Genomic DNA, 15,879 nt, shown 5'->3' on the forward strand with positions numbered 1-15,879 from the left:
TTTTGTATGAACCTGTAAGCCTGAAAAAACTAGAGAAACCTTTTTAAACTTATTGATGGCCGTCAAATTGTTTTTAAGGTAAATATCTTTAAGAGCTTTAGTTGTCAATTGAATACGTGTTAAGGATTACGAATAGAATGCCAATTTATAATAGATTGAAAACCAAATATTAATAAAAAAGTTGACCATTTTGGCTGTCCATGATTGGGAAAAAAATTCCGGGTCAAGGAAAACTGCCGTAGATAGACAATTTTATGACACCCATCACGTTTAAATACTACAATCCAATATTCTCTAAAAACTAATGCTCATCCCTATGACCCCTGACATACGCAACAACCAGGATCATCTGGCAGAAGAGTTTCGCCAGTCGGAAAATTATCTTTTACAGGAAAGCAGGATCGCGCTGCTGAAGATACAAAGCTGGCAATTTGCCATGCGGACCCCGGAAGTCGGTCTGCACTATCAGCAAGAGGCGGCAGCAATGGTAAAACAATCACTTCTTAGTTTCGTTCCAAACAGCTTTGTGCTAAACGAAGAAGGGTTCTATTACAAACCCCTTGACAATTAAAAAGCAGTAAAAAATTTCAATTTCTTTTCGTTTGTGTAAGACGGGCGGACCATCGGTTTCTCCCAGTTCCTTCGCATGCGTCCGTTCGACGGCCGAACAAATGCCCGCTCAGTAGCTATTTATGCTGCTGAGCCGGCAGCCGACAATCGGCAAGCGGACCTTATGTGAAGCTGACGCATTCCTTCAGTTCCTTCTCGGTATACGCCAACCCATATTGTTTGAGAACATCATCCGGAACGCCATTCCATTGATTGGGGATATTACCCGCATATCCAAGGTCTTTTACGCCCATTTGTGAAGTGAAAAAACCTGTAGCGACCAGGTTGCGCATGAGGTTAAAAAAGGCGACACCCTGCGCCATTTCCGGCTTTGCTTTTTTCGGATACGCGATGGCGTCTACCATTTCTATCTGCTGCTGCGGGGTACAATCCGAAAATGCTTTTTCATATCGGTTAAGACACTGTACATCCAGCCAGCGGAGGCCGCCCCGCATGGGGATCTGGTGGCTGGGCATATCCTTTACGATGAATTCGATGAATTCCGGAACTTTTGCATCCGAAGCGCTGCCGCTGTGCTCGTCCTTGGGGATGATGATATCGCCGAGGATAGTGATGGTGGCCATCTCACCCGGGGTAAAAAATGTTTTGGCGACAACCTCTTTATAGTGCGCTTCCTCTTCCTTCATCCGGTTAGTCTCCGCTGGCGCCGCTGCATCGGCCGCTTTGGGCGCTTCGGGTTTTTTCTCTTCGCCGGGTTTGCAGGCCTCGACCAGCACGCCGGTGGACACAGTACCTACGATAAGGGCTTTGATGGATTTTCTTCTGTCCATAAAATATTTTAAATATTACGTTTTTTCATTTCATCAACGATATACTCGCTGGTCCGCATGGACAGCGCCAGTATGGTCCAGGTGATATTCTTGTCGGCCTGAGATACGAAAGGACCGCCATCCACACAGAAAAGATTTTTTACGTCATGGGCCTGGCTCCATTTGTTGAGGGGCGAAGTCTTCGGATCATTGCCCATCCGCACGGTGCCGGCTTCGTGGATGATATTACCCGGCGCGTGGATGCCGTAATTATTTTTTTCGTTGTCATCGCCACCCCAGGTGACCACAGCGCCCATGGCATGGAGGATCTCTTTGAAGGTCTCCTTCATATGTTTGGCCTGTTTGATCTCATAGTCCGAATGGCTGGTGTTGAATCGCAATACGGGGATACCATATTTATCCACGACTGACGGATCGATCTCGCAGTAATTATTGATATTGGCGACGGCTTCACCACGCCCTGCCATCCCCACATGGGCGCCGAACAGCCGGCGGTAATCGTCTTTCAGGGAAGCGCCATAGCCCCCTGGTTCTTTGGCCTTGCCCATGATCCTGCCGTCCCCGTTGATCTTCTCGATACCCCATTCAAAACCATAGAGGGGCATTCCAAAACCACCACCGTATTCGATGTGATAGCCGCGGGGAAAATCTAATTTTTTATTGTCCAGCCACCAGGGGGTGTATACATGCATCCCGCCAGTGCCGTCTTCATTATAGCGTTTACGATCGAGCAGGTGTGGGATGATGCCTCCCATATCGGCGCCAGTGGAATCGTGCAGGTATTTGCCTACGATGCCGCTGTTATTGGCCAGGCCATTGGGAAAGCGGGATGACTTGGAATTGAGCAGGAGACGGGCGCTTTCACAGGCGCTGGCAGCCAGGATGACGGTCCTGCCGGTGACCTGGTACTCCTGCATGTCGTCTTTACTGACATAAGACACGCCCGTGGCCAGTCCTTCCTTATTCGTCAGGACCTCGCGTGCCATGGCATTGGTGACCAGGTCGATGTTGCCCGTCTTCAGGGCAGGGATTACCAGGCAGCTGGACGACGAGAAATCGGCATAGACCTTACAGCTCCGGCCACATTGTGAACAATAAAAACACTGGCCTCTGTCTTTGTTGATCTGTTTGGTGAGAATGGACATCCTGGAAGGGATGACGGGTATGCCGATGCCTGTGGCCGCTTTTTTGATGAAAAGTTCGTGCAGCCTGGGTTTGGGCGGAGGCAGGAAAAATCCATCCGGATCATTGTATAGTCCTTCATTCGTCCCGTACACTCCCAGCAACTGATCTATTTTGTCGTAATAAGGTTTTACGTCCTCATAGCCGATGGGCCAGTCATCACCCAGGCTATCGATGCTTTTCCGCTTGAAATCCTTCGGACCAAAGCGGAGGGAGATCCGACCCCAGTGATTGGTCCGGCCTCCCAGCATACGCGCACGCCACCATTCCCAGTTGGTGGTGCCTTTGTTGCCTGTCTGCGTATAAGGTTCCCCTTCGACTTCCCATCCCCAATAGCAACCATCGAAGTCGCCAAAAGGTCTGAATTTCGTATGGGCGCCTCGTCTTGGCGACTCCCAGGGATTTTTCAACTGGTTGGAATCTTTTTTGGGATCGAACATGGGGCCTGCTTCCAGCAGGCACACTTTAAGGCCCGCGTTGGCAAGCACATATGCCGCCATTCCGCCGCCTGCGCCGGATCCTACTATAACTGCATCGTAATTCTTTGGCTGTTTCCTGATCTGGAGATCTCCCATATCAATTTGGGGTTGAGGGCATATAGCCCGCTTATGTGTATAAATACAAAAGGTAAATATAAAGTTTTAGCAAAACAGGAAGCAAATAAATTTTATTTTCTTTCCTGTGCGCTGCTGTCGCGAATGGCCTTGAATTCCGAACCCGCTTTCCATTGGGGCCAGGCGCTTCCGAAGGCCAGCTTCTTTCCTAAGAGATATATTAATCCAAGGTCCTCCAATCCTCCGGTGAGATCCCATGTTCTGGCATCGTATTCGTCACTGGGCTGATGATAGCGCTGCGCCGTATATTCATCATGCTTCTGTTTGCCGAACGAGGTACCTTTGGTTACATCATCCACGCCGCCGTCAGCTGTCAGCGAAGGTACACCGGCCCGCGCGAAATTGAAATGGTCACTCCGGAAATAATGGCCTGCCTCCGGATGATCCTCCGGCGCAATATACCGGCCTTTTGCTTTTACCTCCGCTGCCAGCAGGTCCTCCAGGTCGGACTGTCCCTTGCCGCTGTAAGTAATGTCCTTTGTAGGACCGTAAGTATTCAATACATCGATGTTCAGGTTCGCCACCGTCCTGGCCAGGGGATAGACCGGATGCTGCCCGTACCAGGCCGAACCCAGCAGCCCCTGCTCCTCAGCCGTCACGGCAAGGAAGATCACCGTGCGGGCTGGCTTCTCCGGTAGGCTCTTAAACGCGCGGGCAAGTTCCAGCAAGGCGGCTGTTCCGCTGGCGTTGTCTGCCGCTCCATTATATATGGAATCGCCCTTTTCATCAGGCTTACCTATACCCAGGTGGTCCCAATGGGCGGAATAAATGACGTATTCATCCGGCCGCTGGCTACCCGTGATCCTGGCAATGACGTTATGAGATTTATTATACACTTCCTTCACCTTCAGTGAGGCGGATAATTTCACATCGAGCGGCTGTCCTTTGAACCCTTTTTGCCTGGCTGCTGTAAGCAGCGTGCTGTCCTTGCCTGCCGCCGCCAGCAATTTCTTACCCGTCTCTTCCGTGATCCATCCCTGCAGCGCCAGCTGGTACTGACCATTACCCCTTGTATCCAGGTGCAATTTTACGCCGCCATTGGAGCTTTGTACCACCTGGAAAGGGTAGGAGGCCGCGCCCGTATTGTGAATGATGAGACAGGCTGCGGCGCCCTGACGGGCGGCTTCCTCGTATTTGTAGGTCCAGCGACCGTAATAAGTCATCGTATGTCCTTTGAACAGGGTGGAATCATAATACCCCGGATCGTTCACCATCACCAGTACTGTCTTGCCTTTTACATCCAGGCCTGCATAATCGTTCCAGTTATATTCCGGGGCGACGACGCCAAAGCCGGCGAAGACCACCGCATTTCTGTCGAGGTTGATGACAGCGTCAGGCCGCTCTGTCCAGATGACAAAATCATCCAGCGTTTTCAGGTCAAAGCTGGTTTTGGGCGCCTGGATCTTCATGGTCGGCGTGCCTGCAGGGCTTATTTCCACCATGGGCACATCCTGCGTATATCCGGCACCGTTGCCAGGCTCCAGGCCAAGGGCTGCAAAAGATCTGGAAAGGTAGTCCACCGTCCTGTCCTCACCCGCGGTAAATGGACGACGTCCCTGGAAGCTGTCGGAAGCCAGGACCTGTATATGGGCGGCCAGGCTGTCCTTGCTGAGAACGGAGAGCCCTTCTTCTCCGCCTTGCGTGGCGGAAGAGGAACCGCCGCCCTGACCGCATCCGGCAGCACCCATTGCTAAACTGAGAAAAACACCTGCACGAAAAAGTGAATTTGTCATACGTATTTTATTGGCAAGGGATAAAGGTAGGGGATTGCAATAAAATACCTTTCACTCATTACAAAGTTTGCTTCGGAAGGGCACTCATCTTGCCTGCAACCAATCGATGGCTGCGGCTCTCACCGGGTCATCGTCTACGGGACCCATCGTGGGTGGACGGATGATCCTGTCAGGCAAAATGCTGCCCTCGCAGATCCGGCCCATATAGTCGGCTTCCCGACACACGGTGAGCACCAGCATGGAATGGTCCGATAAAGAGTAGGTGGCATTGGCCGTGGTAAGGCCTGCCGTAGGCTCCCCCACAAAGTAAGCCTGCTCCCTGCCCTTAAAAGCAAGCGCGACGATCTCCCCGGCGCTGATCGTCCGACGGCCAGTGAGCACCACGATCGACTTGTGTTCCTGTTGCGTGCGATAGCCGTTCCTGCTGACCCGGCAGAGAACGTGTTTTCCCTGGAAGGCCGCACCATTGCGATAAGAGATGGGGATCCTTTCCCCTCCACTGACAAAGTAGCCGCAGACACCGTCGCCCAGCAGCGGGCCGATCCCTGCCAGCATGGGCCAGCAATTGCCGCCTGCATTCTTTCGCAGATCGATGATCCATCTTGAAACGCCCTTACTGTCCAATCTTGCGATCAGTTCCTGCAGGGAGTCGGCTATCCGCATGCAGATGAATGAATCGGTGGTGCTCACCCAGGGTACTGTGAGATAGGCGATGCTGTCGTTCAGCCACTCGCCCCTGATCTCGCCCACCAGCTCGGAAAGGGGGGGCAGCGGAGCAAGGCTGGCATCATAATTATATTGACCAGCTTTTTGGGGAGGCATGATAAAGCTATGTTGCTCGTTCAGCTGTTTGAAGCAGGATGAAATAATATCATATACGTCATCACATCTCCCTGAAGCTTTCAGACGCGTCCTGGCCTCATTGGTAATGTTCTCCCAGCTGACATCGGCCCTGCGGTAGTAGTTCTTTTTCATAAAGCCCAGCGCTTCATCCAATAATCCATTCGCCCTGTCCAGGCAGGGTTGAGCATTTAAAAGGGAGCAGCACCATAAGAAGAGGAGGAGTAAAAGAATAGGGCGCATAGGCTATGATTATTCCTGTAAGGAAGTTAAGATGAAAAAACGCACCTTTTCCATAAAATTGAAATTTCACATCGTTTTAACGCCTTGGCCACACCGGACCAATGCCGTATCAGGCATCGTTATTGTATTAAATATCTTATCAATACTTAGTCTATATGAAAAAGATAATGATCATGGCAGGCATTGCATTGTTCGCAGGCATACTGCCTCCTGTTGCACAGCGCGCAAACGCCCAGGTCAATGTCAGCTTCCAGCTTTTTTATGATCAGCTGAGCCCATTCGGCAGCTGGGTCAGCTACCCTGATTACGGCTATGTATGGGTGCCTGACGCAGGCTCCGGGTTCAGGCCCTACGGCAGCCGCGGTCACTGGGTGTACACAGAGGATGGATGGTTATGGGTTTCGGACTACAGCTGGGGCTGGGCTACGTTCCACTATGGCAACTGGTTCTATGACGACTCCTATGGATGGATGTGGATGCCCGGATACGAATGGGCCCCTGCATGGGTCACCTGGGGTGAATACGGAGGGAATTACTGTTGGGCGCCCATAGGACCGCGGATAGACATCGGCGTTGCTTATAGTACGTATCGTCCACCGGCCAGGTATTGGAACTTTTGCCCGAGGGAACGCATCACCAGCGTCAACGTGAGCAACTATTATGTGAGGAACGTGCATAATACCACCGTCATCAATAATATCACTGTTATCAACAATGTGAACAGGGGAAATGGACATGCCTACCTCCGGGGACCGCAGGCCAATAATGTGGAAAGATTTACCCACAGCGCCGTGCGACCGGTGGCTATACGTCCTGCGGAAAGACCCGGCGCAGCAGCCGTACGCAACGGACAGGTGAGCATTTACCGTCCTGCCGTGCAGAATAATAATGCATCGGCCCGTCCTGCCCAGGTACGCGATCTGCATGCGCTGAGGCCGGTCAACAACCGTCCTGAGGCAGCCGCTGATCGTCCGGGCAATGCTCCCGGAAGACCGGCCCAGCCGGCCGACCGCCCGTCACAACCGGCTGGGCAACGCCCCGGACAGCCTGACCGCGGGGCCCTGCCCAGGTCAAACCCTTCAACACAACCCAGAGAGGTCCACCCTTCGAACCCGGGGCAGCCTCCCGGACAGCAGCCGCATCCAACACCGGCTGATCGCCCGGTGCAACGTCCTCCCGTCCAGCAGCAGCCGCATCAGCAGCCTCCCCATCAGCAGCTGCCGGTGAGCCGGCCGCCAGCCCAGCAACCGCATCCCGTGCAACAACCACGTCCAGCTCAGCCACACCCAATTCAGCCACCGCATCCGGCCCAGCCACGCCAGGGAGAAGCGCGCCCAAATCCAGCGCCCCGACCGATGCCGCAGCAGCGTCCCGAGCAGCGACCGGCAACACCGCCACCACACCCTGAGCATCAACGTTAGCACCTCATAAAAACCCGTTGTCACCGAACGGGTTTTTAAATATAATTCGTTATATTCGTCATATGAACCAATCACGCAGAACTTTCCTGAAGAACAGCGCACTGGCAGCTGCCGCCGCCAGCTTCATGCCAGGGAGCTCTTTCGCAGCCCCCACAAAAAAACGCATCCTGGGAATACAATTATACTCTGTAAGGGACGACATGAAAAATGATCCCGCAGGTACCTTGCAGAAGCTGGCTGCGATGGGTTATAAATACGTCGAGCATGCAAACTATATAGACAGGAAATTCTACGGCTATGGTGCAAAAGAATTCAAAAGCCTGCTGGACGGCATGGGATTGAAAATGCTCAGCGGTCACACCAGGATGGACCCCCAACACTGGGACGAATCAAAAAAAGACTTCTCCGACTCCTGGAAATGGACGGTGGAAGACGCCGCTGTGGCTGGTCAGCATTATGTCATCAGCCCCTGGCTGGATGCCAGCCTTCGCAAGACCTACGACGATCTTCTCCATTACATGGACGTGTTCAACAAATGCGGTGAGCTGTGTAAGAAGTCAGGAATGAAATTCGGCTATCACAACCATGACTTCGAATTCAGCACCGTGCTCGATAACAAAAAAGTATTCGATATCATCCTCCAGCATACCGATCCCGAATTGGTGGCCCAGCAGTTGGACATAGGAAACCTCTACAATGGCGGCGCCGTCGCCATTGCCATCGTCATGCAATATCCAGGGCGATTTGAACTGATGCATGTAAAAGACGAGATCAAAGCCGCCAGCGGAAGCGAAAAATACGAAAGCACCATTCTGGGACAGGGCATCGTCAATACCAAACAGGTCGCTGACCTGGGTAGAAAATCAGGTGGTACGCAACATTTCATCATCGAGCAGGAGTCCTACCAGGGTAAGTCGCCGCTGGACTGTGCGAAGGAAGACCTGGCGATCATGAAGAAATGGGGATACTAGTTAATGGCCTGGGTCCGTATAAGTGAATACGGCTTTCTTATCTCCTGCCATCACGTCAAAATCCCCGGGCTCCGTCACTGTTTTCAACCGGGCGTTGACAAAGGCCAGATCTGCGGTATGCAGTGTAAATCTCACCGTCCTGGACTCGCCGGCCTTTAAAGAAATTTTTGTGAATGCACGCAACCGCCGCATGCTGGGCGTTACGCTGGCGTAATGTTGCCGGGTGTACAGCTCCACCGTGTGCTTTCCGTCGCGGTCGCCGGCATTCTTCACCGTAAGGCTGACGGTCAGCGACCCGCCCGGACCCGTCAAATGAGGACTGCTCAGCTGCAGGTCGCTGTATTCCCAGCGGGTATAGCTCAGTCCAAAGCCAAAAGGGAACAGGGGCTTATACCCGTCCATCGTCATGTCAGAATTGAATATTTCCCGTATCTCTTCCGTAGGCTTACGGTCATACAGCACCATCTCTCCCATGCTGCGGGGATAGCTGAAAGGCAGGATGCCGTCAGGGTTGTAATCTCCTGATAGGATGTCGCTGACAGCCTCGGCCGTTTTTCGCCCGCTCCAATATGCCAGCAAAATGCCTTTCATCAATGGGGCAATGGAAGTGATCAGGCGGGGCCTTCCCTCCGTGAGGACAAGGATGACGGGTTTGCCGGTGGCCGCTGCCGCCCTTGCCAGCGCTGCCTGTTCGCCGGGCAATGCCAGGTCGGCTATGTTGCCGGGACTTTCTGCATAAGCGTTCTCGCCCAGGCAAAGGACGATGGCGTCTGCGCCCGCTGCCGCCGCCTTCAGGGTCGTCGTATCATAATTTTCCCGGCTGTCAAAGCCCTGAACGGAGGTAGTGGTTACGTTCCCGGCGCCAAATTTGTCCTGCAGGGCCTGCAGGATGGTCTTACTATTTTTAGGATACCATTGTTCCTCCTTTCCCTGCCAGGTATAGCTCCAGCAACCATTCAATGCGCTGATGCTCTGCGCGGACGGCCCCGCGACCAGGATCCGGGTATTCCGGGCCAGCGGTAAGATCCCTTCGCTGTTCTGCAGGAGGGTCATGGCCTCGCGGGCCGCCTGCAAGGCAAGCGTCTGGTATTCCGGCAATCCGAAATTCGGGAGAGCCGCTTCTTCCGGGTATGGATGATCGAAAAGGCCCAGCTTGTACTTCAGCTCCAATATCCTCGTGACAGCCTCGTCGATGCGACCCACGGATACCTCTCCCTTTTGTACGGCCTCCTTCAGCAGATTGAAAAAAGAAAGATCGTATGGCACCATGCTCATGTCAATGCCCGCATTCACGGCCATCACTACCGCCGCGCGGGGCGTGGCTGCTACGTTATGACGGGTATGCAGCCGGATGATATCCTCCCAGTCGGTGACAGCGACTCCCTGAAAACCAAGCTCCTTGCGCAATACATCCGTCAGCAGGTATTTGCTGGCGTGCACCGGGGTTCCATTGATCTCGCCGGAGTTCACCATGATAGTGGACGCCCCCGCTGCTACCGCCGCCCTGAACTGCGGCAGGTAATATTCCCGTAATTCTATATCCGGCAGGTAAATAGGGGTGCGATCCTTTCCCGTGCGGCTGGCAGAGTAGGCAAGATAATGTTTCATACAGCTGGCCACTGCCGTGGGATTCCGGAGGCCATCGCCTTCATATGCTTTTATAACAGCCGCTCCCAGGGTCTTGCCTATATACACGTCTTCCCCATAGGTTTCGGGAAATCTCGACCATAGGGGTTGGCGTCCACAATCCAATACGGGGGCAAAGTTCCAGCGGACACCCGAAGCCCGCAGCTCCCGGGCGGCTACTTTTGTCACGGCTATGGCAAGCTCCGTGTTACGGGTGGCGGCCACACCGATATTTTGCGGAAATAAAGTGGCGTCCAGCGTATAAGTCTGGCCGTGAATGCCGTCGAGACCGTAGATCACCGGTATTTTCAGACGGGTCTTCAACGCAGCATCCTGGATCTGGCGAAGGACTGTATGCCATTGCTCCAGCGACAGCGCATGATTGGTGACATTGAGTATCGAGCCAACATGATGCTCTTCCACGATCCGGGCAAGGGCGGCCGGGTCCAATATGCCGTCCTCGGACGTCGAGACGACACCCAGCGTCACCTGCGTCATTTGTCCGATCTTTTCATCCAGGGTCATTCGCCGCAGGAGGGCGACAGCTTTTTGGCGATCTGCATTGCCAGTCTGGGCAGGAGCGGCCGGCGAAAGCAGGATGGTAAAGAAAAGCAGGCAAAACGGCAGAGTAAGATTTTTTTTCATAATAGGGCTTAAAATTAAGGAGAAGCCGCTCCCTTCCTGCATGACATTTTGATCATTTATAATACTTATTTATCTGGACAGCTACAGATCCTTCAGTTCTTTTTTATAATCATATTGAAGATCCTCATGCAAGGTGGCTATTACCGAGTGGACCTTTTTCAGCTGCCCCTTATAGAGGTTCGTCAGGACGGGGTGCTTGTCTACAGGTATGCCGGATTGACGGACCTTATTCAGGAAATAGGTCAGCAGCTCGACTTCCGCCTGCGGAGAGCTCGTATACCGTATCTGCCGGGTTGTTATGCGAAGCACTTTGCGCAGGCTTTTCTTGGTCAGGTACAGGTTGGGCTTCGGCAACTCCTCGAATTCCAGGTCTATCTCCTTCTTTACGCCGGCGATGTACTCCCTGATATCGGCGGCCTCGAATAAAAGATAGGTCAGCAATTCCTTATTATCCTTTTTGAATTTGGCCAGGCGAAGGCAAAGGTCGGCCAACGCGGCGGGTGATAAGGATGACAATTCCTGTTTGATCTCGTGGACAGTAGCAGCTTTCATGCAGAGAAAAGTTATTCGCAAAAATATTTTTTCCCGGCGAATAAAAATTGATATATATACTAACAGCCGTTAGTATCTTTGCGACTCAACCCATAGCATGCAAAAAGCAAATAAAGAAGTTGTCATCATAGCCGCCGTCCGTACGCCCATCGGCGCCTTTGGCGGGGCCCTCAAAGACCTTTCAGCCACTCGTCTTGGCGCCATTGCCATCAAAGGCGCCCTTGAAAAAGCCGGCATCGGGGGAGATCAGGTGGAGGAGGTGCTAATGGGATGTGTGCTGCAGGCTAACCTGGGTCAGGCTCCTGCCCGGCAAGCTGCCAGGGGAGCGGGCTTACCTGATAAGGTCGTCTGCACCACTGTCAATAAGGTATGTGCCAGCGGGATGAAGTCCATTGCATTGGGCGCCCAGTCCATCCTGCTGGGAGAAACGGAGATCGTGGTCGCCGGCGGCATGGAAAGCATGAGCAATATTCCATTTTATGTGGAAAGTATGCGCTGGGGGAATAAATATGGGGACAGCAAGCTGATTGATGGTCTAGCTAAAGATGGTCTGACGGATGCCTATGACGGCAAGGCCATGGGCCATGCAGCGGAGCTTTGCGCGTCCACCTGTGGCATCAGCAGGGAGGAACAGGATGCGTTCGCCATTCAAAGCTATCAGCGGTCTCAGGCTGCCTGGGCGGCTGGCAGGTTCAGTGACGAAGTGATCCCTGTGGAGATTCCCCAGCGGAAAGGCGATCCGCAGATCTTCGCCAAAGATGAAGAGCCTTTCAATGTCAAGTTCGATAAGATCAAAGAATTGAAGCCATCCTTCCAGAAGGATGGCACCGTAACTGCGGCCAATGCTTCCACCCTGAATGACGGCGCAGCAGCCCTTGTCCTGATGAGCGGTGAAAAAGCCGCCGCCCTGGGATTAAAGCCGCTGGCCAGGATCCTGTCTTTTGCCGACGCAGAACAGGCGCCCGAATGGTTCACTACCACGCCCGCCATCGCTACGCCCAGGGCAGTCGGGAAAGCGGGGCTAAAAATGCAGGACATTGATTATTGGGAATTGAACGAAGCTTTTTCAGTGGTGGGCATCGAGAATACCCGTCGTATGCAATTGGACCCGGCCCGGGTCAACGTTCACGGAGGGGCCGTATCCATCGGACATCCGCTGGGCGCCAGCGGCGCCCGTATCATTACTACATTGGTGCATATTCTCAGGCAGCACAAGGCGAAGTATGGAGCTGCCGGCATTTGCAATGGGGGAGGAGGCGCTTCCGCCATGGTACTGGAGAATCTTTCTATTTAAGCTTTTGATTGATCCGGTCTATTTCCCCCTGCATCTTATTCAGTCTTTGCAGGATATAGGTAAGGCTTGCATCGTCCGGCTCCTTTAACAGGAACTCTTCTTTTTTTTCAGGGTCGTACTCCCTGCCAGTCTCTTTTTTCCCGTCCTTGCCTGACTTACCCACCTCCCAGCTTGTAAGGGACAGATCCACCTTTAACAGGATATCCAGGGGTGTACCAAAATAGTTGCTGAGAAGAAGGAGCTCTTCCAGGCTTGGTTCGCTGACGCCGTTTTCCCAATTGCCGACCGTGGTCTGCCCTTTTCCCATCAGATCTGCCAGCTCTGATTGGGTTTGGTTGAATTGCTTTCGCAGGTGTCTGATATTTTTTCCTAGAAAATGCATAGCAGGACGTGTTACTAATTTTGTTGGTATTATTATATTTATTGCTCTACCTTTGCTAAGGTAATCAAAAAAAATGATTTTATGCGTACCGATATAGACCATCTGGGACCTGTCGCCCGCGAACAGGTCCTTTCCATTATCCCGGTGATCATCCAGGCCGTCCGTCCCGAAAAGATCATCCTGTACGGCAGCCATGGCGCCGGCAGCCTTGAAATGCCCGTCAATGACCGGAATGACCTCGCCTTTCCCACCGGGTATGATCTGCTCGTCGTCACCCGTCGAGGAGACCGTCGCTATGACCACGAGATACAGGATATCATCGAGAACCGGTGCCGTATTCACGCCACCGTCACCGTGCTTGTGCACGATATAGATTATGTAAACCAGCGACTTTCGGAAGGACAATATTTCTTTACCCTGATGAGCCGGGAAGCCATCCTCTTGTATGATGCAGGGGGCACGCCCTTTTCCAGGGCCGCTGCTCCGGACTTCGGGGCTATCCGGCATAAGGCCCAAAAAGATTTTGACAGATGGAGCCGGCAGGCTCGTGCCTTTTTTAACAGCGCCCTTTTCAACGTCAGGGAAAATGAGCCCAGGCTGGCCGTCTTCCTCCTTCACCAGGCAGCAGAACATATTTACCAGGCCATCCTGCTGGCATTTATGGGCTACAAGCCATGCACGCACAACCTGGATAAGCTGAGGCGTTATACCCACCGTTTTTCCATAGAGCTCGCCTTTCTTTTCCCCCGCGATGGGGCCGGAGAAGATCATCTCTTCAAGCTACTGCTGCAGAGCTATGTGGATGCCCGCTATAAAGAAGACTACCACATTACGGAAAATGAATTACAACTATTGGTGCAGCGCGTAGACAGGCTTTTGTCCATAGCCGGGCGTATTTGCCATAACAGGTTCATCAGTCTCGAGAAAATGGCGGCGGCATCCGTGCGCACGGGAGGATAACAGGGTAGGCTCTACAACGGCCGCGTATCAACGCTTTGCGAGATCCGCGATGGTCTTTTTTTCCAGTATCTTCAGGTTGGCGTCGCGCACCTGCGACATAACGATGTGAAGACCGCAATGATTTTGATCACAATTCTTACATCGTTCGTAAAAGTACAGACTGACACATGGCAGCAGTGATATAGGGCCATCCAGCAGACGCATGATCTGCGCCAATGGGACGTCTTTGGGGTTCTTGGCAAAAAAATAGCCCCCGCCCTTGCCCTTCTTGCTTTCCAGTATGCCGGCATTCTTCAGCTCCAGCAGGATATTCTCCAGGAACTTCAAAGGGATCTTCTTCTTCTTGGCGATCTCTGCGATCAGCACCGGCTCGTCCTTCCCTTTTTCTGCCAGGTACATCAGCGCCTGGAATGCATATTGTGTTTTCTTCGACAGCATTTTGTATCCTTATTTTGTAGTAGTCTCGTTAGCTACGTCTCTAGAATCCGAGAACATCCTTCATTTGAAATATCCCTTTCTTATCACGGATATATTCCGCCGCCAGCACGGCTCCCGTGGCAAACCCCTTGCGATTGTGCGCCGTATGAATGATCTCAATATCATCGATGGCCGAATGATATCTCACCATGTGCGTCCCCGGCGCCGGGTCCACCCGTTCGCTTACAATGGACAACTCGTCCTGGCTATCGCTTGCCTGGTTCACCCATTTCTTTTTCCGGGGCATCTTTCCCAGGATCTGCTCAGCCAGAGAGATCGCCGTTCCGCTGGGGGCATCCTTTTTTTCTGTATGATGCACCTCCGTAAGCCGGACCTCATAATCAGGGTGGGGGGCCATCAGCTCTGCCAGCCGTTTGTTCAGCTCAAAGAAAATGTTAACGCCCACGCTGAAATTGCTGGCATATAAGAAAGTACCTCCGGAACTCAAGCAATATTGCCGGATCTCTTCATATTTGTCCAGCCAGCCAGTAGAGCCGGAAACCAACGGAACACCCGCGTCCAGGCATAACCTGATATTCCCGTAGGCGCTTTCAGGACCAGTAAACTCGATGGCGACATCTGCTTTGCGGATATTTTCCACTGTATTTTCCTCCAGATTATCTATCGATGTCCTTAAAACGATGCTATGACCCCTCCCCAGGGCGATCTCCTCGATAGCCCTGCCCATTTTACCATATCCGATTAACGCGATCTTCATGATGCTGAAAAAATTTTGCCAAACCTACATTAAATTGTTTATACTGCCATCAAGGCAGAGGGATCGGCTTATACCTTGCCTTGTGCAGGTCAAAGACCAGGCCGACGCCCGCCGGACTGGCAGAACCGGGGATCAGCAGGTTGCCCTGGGTGCCCGACCCTTCCCGCAGGTGCATGCTCAGCTCCGGACTAATGTCAAAATTCATCAGGTGCGCATCCACCGTCGCATCCACGATCTGCAGCCCCCAGAAGAGAAGGAAGAAAATGACGGAGTAATCCTGGTCCTTCCGGTACTCATTGCGATACTCCCGGATATAATTGTCTTGCTTGGTCGTGACGAATCCCTGCAGCTTTGGATCTACCTTGGCAAGGGTGGCCGAGTCTGTGGAGCCATTGAGCACCACCGTCAAGGCATACTGGCACTTTTTGTACCAGCTCCTGTTGTAGAAATAAGTGTAGGTTGGGATGCCCACCGCCGCATATACCAGGGGCAGCTTCCAGTATTTCCGGTTGTAAATCTGCCCCAGGCCCGGACAGAAAGTAGAATACAAAGTGGCTTTATGGGGATCGTGCTTCTTTTTGACAGCTGGTGAATCCACTTTATTGAGACCAGGCTTACCTCTTTTACGGCCTCTCAAAGAATCGGCGTTCGGAGGCAAGGTATCCAGCACCCTTTCTCCCAGCACCACCTTGCCTTTGATATAATTGGGTATTGTATCATTCTTTACCTGGCCATGGCAGACGTGGTGCAGCCCTGCCAGGACACAGACCGTAAATAAAAACCTGACCGTCTTCATGCGTGAGATGCTTAAGTTTGCAGCC

General features: G+C 52.7%; 15 protein-coding genes. 5 read left to right on the top strand and 10 right to left on the bottom strand.

Going from position 1 to position 15,879, the window contains the following annotated elements:
- Positions 1-316: 316 nt before the first annotated feature.
- Complete coding sequence (locus Q4E93_RS11975; protein ID WP_303585441.1) at positions 317-571, top strand: hypothetical protein; 255 nt, start codon at positions 317-319, stop codon at positions 569-571.
- 160 nt (positions 572-731) lie between these two features.
- Here Q4E93_RS11975 and Q4E93_RS11980 read toward each other — a convergent pair whose 3' ends face one another.
- From Q4E93_RS11980 to Q4E93_RS11995, 4 genes are all read right to left on the bottom strand, one after another.
- Positions 732-1,400 carry a gluconate 2-dehydrogenase subunit 3 family protein gene (locus tag Q4E93_RS11980; RefSeq protein WP_303585443.1) on the bottom strand — a complete coding sequence of 223 codons (669 nt, stop codon included), beginning with the start codon at positions 1,398-1,400 and terminating at the stop codon, positions 732-734.
- 8 nt (positions 1,401-1,408) lie between these two features.
- The gene (locus Q4E93_RS11985; RefSeq protein WP_303585445.1) at positions 1,409-3,157 is read right to left on the bottom strand and encodes a GMC family oxidoreductase; all 1,749 of its coding nucleotides are present in this window, start codon (positions 3,155-3,157) and stop codon (positions 1,409-1,411) included.
- 92 nt (positions 3,158-3,249) lie between these two features.
- Entirely contained in the window at positions 3,250-4,929 is a 1,680-nt protein-coding gene (locus Q4E93_RS11990) for a M28 family metallopeptidase (protein WP_303585447.1), read from the bottom strand.
- Between the two features lie 84 nt (positions 4,930-5,013).
- On the bottom strand, positions 5,014-6,012 hold the full coding sequence (locus Q4E93_RS11995; RefSeq protein ID WP_303585449.1) for a S41 family peptidase: 999 nt from the start codon (positions 6,010-6,012) through the stop codon (positions 5,014-5,016).
- Positions 6,013-6,167: 155 nt separating this feature from the next.
- On the opposite strand from Q4E93_RS11995, the gene Q4E93_RS12000 reads away from it, so the two are divergent.
- On the top strand, positions 6,168-7,433 hold the full coding sequence (locus tag Q4E93_RS12000) for a DUF6600 domain-containing protein (RefSeq protein WP_303585450.1): 1,266 nt from the start codon (positions 6,168-6,170) through the stop codon (positions 7,431-7,433).
- A 62-nt stretch (positions 7,434-7,495) separates the two neighbouring features.
- Positions 7,496-8,404 (top strand): sugar phosphate isomerase/epimerase family protein, encoded by a 909-nt coding sequence (locus tag Q4E93_RS12005; protein WP_303585451.1) that lies wholly within the window; start codon positions 7,496-7,498, stop codon positions 8,402-8,404.
- On the opposite strand, the gene Q4E93_RS12010 is transcribed toward Q4E93_RS12005, so the two are convergent.
- Together Q4E93_RS12010 and Q4E93_RS12015 are read right to left on the bottom strand one after the other, a co-directional pair.
- The gene (locus Q4E93_RS12010) at positions 8,405-10,675 is read right to left on the bottom strand and encodes a glycoside hydrolase family 3 N-terminal domain-containing protein (RefSeq protein ID WP_303585452.1); all 2,271 of its coding nucleotides are present in this window, start codon (positions 10,673-10,675) and stop codon (positions 8,405-8,407) included.
- Positions 10,676-10,756: 81 nt separating this feature from the next.
- Positions 10,757-11,227: a hypothetical protein gene (locus tag Q4E93_RS12015; protein ID WP_303585453.1), complete on the bottom strand. Its 471-nt coding sequence runs from the start codon at positions 11,225-11,227 to the stop codon at positions 10,757-10,759.
- Positions 11,228-11,324: 97 nt separating this feature from the next.
- On the opposite strand from Q4E93_RS12015, the gene Q4E93_RS12020 reads away from it, so the two are divergent.
- The gene (locus tag Q4E93_RS12020) at positions 11,325-12,521 is read left to right on the top strand and encodes an acetyl-CoA C-acyltransferase (RefSeq protein ID WP_303585454.1); all 1,197 of its coding nucleotides are present in this window, start codon (positions 11,325-11,327) and stop codon (positions 12,519-12,521) included.
- Here Q4E93_RS12020 and Q4E93_RS12025 read toward each other — a convergent pair.
- A complete protein-coding gene (locus tag Q4E93_RS12025; protein ID WP_303585456.1) occupies positions 12,514-12,903 on the bottom strand; it encodes a helix-turn-helix domain-containing protein in 390 nt (129 codons plus the stop codon). The genes Q4E93_RS12020 and Q4E93_RS12025 overlap by 8 nt on opposite strands.
- A gap of 81 nt (positions 12,904-12,984) precedes the next feature.
- Here Q4E93_RS12025 and Q4E93_RS12030 point away from each other — a divergent pair, with 81 nt between their 5' ends.
- Positions 12,985-13,863: a HEPN domain-containing protein gene (locus Q4E93_RS12030; RefSeq protein ID WP_303585458.1), complete on the top strand. Its 879-nt coding sequence runs from the start codon at positions 12,985-12,987 to the stop codon at positions 13,861-13,863.
- Between the two features lie 27 nt (positions 13,864-13,890).
- Here the strand turns inward: Q4E93_RS12030 and Q4E93_RS12035 are convergent, their stop codons facing one another.
- The 3 genes from Q4E93_RS12035 to Q4E93_RS12045 are packed head-to-tail and all read right to left on the bottom strand — an operon-like array spanning position 13,891 to position 15,854.
- A complete protein-coding gene (locus Q4E93_RS12035; protein WP_303585460.1) occupies positions 13,891-14,301 on the bottom strand; it encodes an RrF2 family transcriptional regulator in 411 nt (136 codons plus the stop codon).
- Between the two features lie 40 nt (positions 14,302-14,341).
- The gene (gene dapB, locus Q4E93_RS12040) at positions 14,342-15,058 is read right to left on the bottom strand and encodes a 4-hydroxy-tetrahydrodipicolinate reductase (RefSeq protein WP_303585462.1); all 717 of its coding nucleotides are present in this window, start codon (positions 15,056-15,058) and stop codon (positions 14,342-14,344) included.
- Positions 15,059-15,107: 49 nt separating this feature from the next.
- Positions 15,108-15,854, bottom strand: a complete 747-nt coding sequence (locus tag Q4E93_RS12045) for a DUF5683 domain-containing protein (RefSeq protein ID WP_303585464.1) — start codon at positions 15,852-15,854, stop codon at positions 15,108-15,110.
- Positions 15,855-15,879 lie beyond the last annotated feature (25 nt).

The sequence above is a fragment of the Flavitalea plasmicola genome, from assembly GCF_030546645.1.
In the GTDB taxonomy this organism is placed as follows: Bacteria; Bacteroidota; Bacteroidia; order Chitinophagales; family Chitinophagaceae; genus Puia.

Bases quoted from the DNA above. Each gene is read 5' to 3' on its own strand.
- dapB (WP_303585462.1), bottom strand. From the start codon at position 15,058: ATGAAGATCGCGTTAATCGGATATGGTAAAATGGGCAGGGCTATCGAG.
- Q4E93_RS11985 (WP_303585445.1), bottom strand. From the start codon at position 3,157: ATGGGAGATCTCCAGATCAGGAAACAGCCAAAGAATTACGATGCAGTT.
- Q4E93_RS12015 (WP_303585453.1), bottom strand. From the start codon at position 11,227: ATGAAAGCTGCTACTGTCCACGAGATCAAACAGGAATTGTCATCCTTA.
- Q4E93_RS12035 (WP_303585460.1), bottom strand. From the start codon at position 14,301: ATGCTGTCGAAGAAAACACAATATGCATTCCAGGCGCTGATGTACCTG.
- Q4E93_RS12000 (WP_303585450.1), top strand. From the start codon at position 6,168: ATGAAAAAGATAATGATCATGGCAGGCATTGCATTGTTCGCAGGCATA.
- Q4E93_RS11975 (WP_303585441.1), top strand. From the start codon at position 317: ATGACCCCTGACATACGCAACAACCAGGATCATCTGGCAGAAGAGTTT.
- Q4E93_RS12010 (WP_303585452.1), bottom strand. From the start codon at position 10,675: ATGAAAAAAAATCTTACTCTGCCGTTTTGCCTGCTTTTCTTTACCATC.
- Q4E93_RS12045 (WP_303585464.1), bottom strand. From the start codon at position 15,854: ATGAAGACGGTCAGGTTTTTATTTACGGTCTGTGTCCTGGCAGGGCTG.
- Q4E93_RS12005 (WP_303585451.1), top strand. From the start codon at position 7,496: ATGAACCAATCACGCAGAACTTTCCTGAAGAACAGCGCACTGGCAGCT.
- Q4E93_RS11990 (WP_303585447.1), bottom strand. From the start codon at position 4,929: ATGACAAATTCACTTTTTCGTGCAGGTGTTTTTCTCAGTTTAGCAATG.
- Q4E93_RS11995 (WP_303585449.1), bottom strand. From the start codon at position 6,012: ATGCGCCCTATTCTTTTACTCCTCCTCTTCTTATGGTGCTGCTCCCTT.
- Q4E93_RS11980 (WP_303585443.1), bottom strand. From the start codon at position 1,400: ATGGACAGAAGAAAATCCATCAAAGCCCTTATCGTAGGTACTGTGTCC.
- Q4E93_RS12025 (WP_303585456.1), bottom strand. From the start codon at position 12,903: ATGCATTTTCTAGGAAAAAATATCAGACACCTGCGAAAGCAATTCAAC.
- Q4E93_RS12020 (WP_303585454.1), top strand. From the start codon at position 11,325: ATGCAAAAAGCAAATAAAGAAGTTGTCATCATAGCCGCCGTCCGTACG.
- Q4E93_RS12030 (WP_303585458.1), top strand. From the start codon at position 12,985: ATGCGTACCGATATAGACCATCTGGGACCTGTCGCCCGCGAACAGGTC.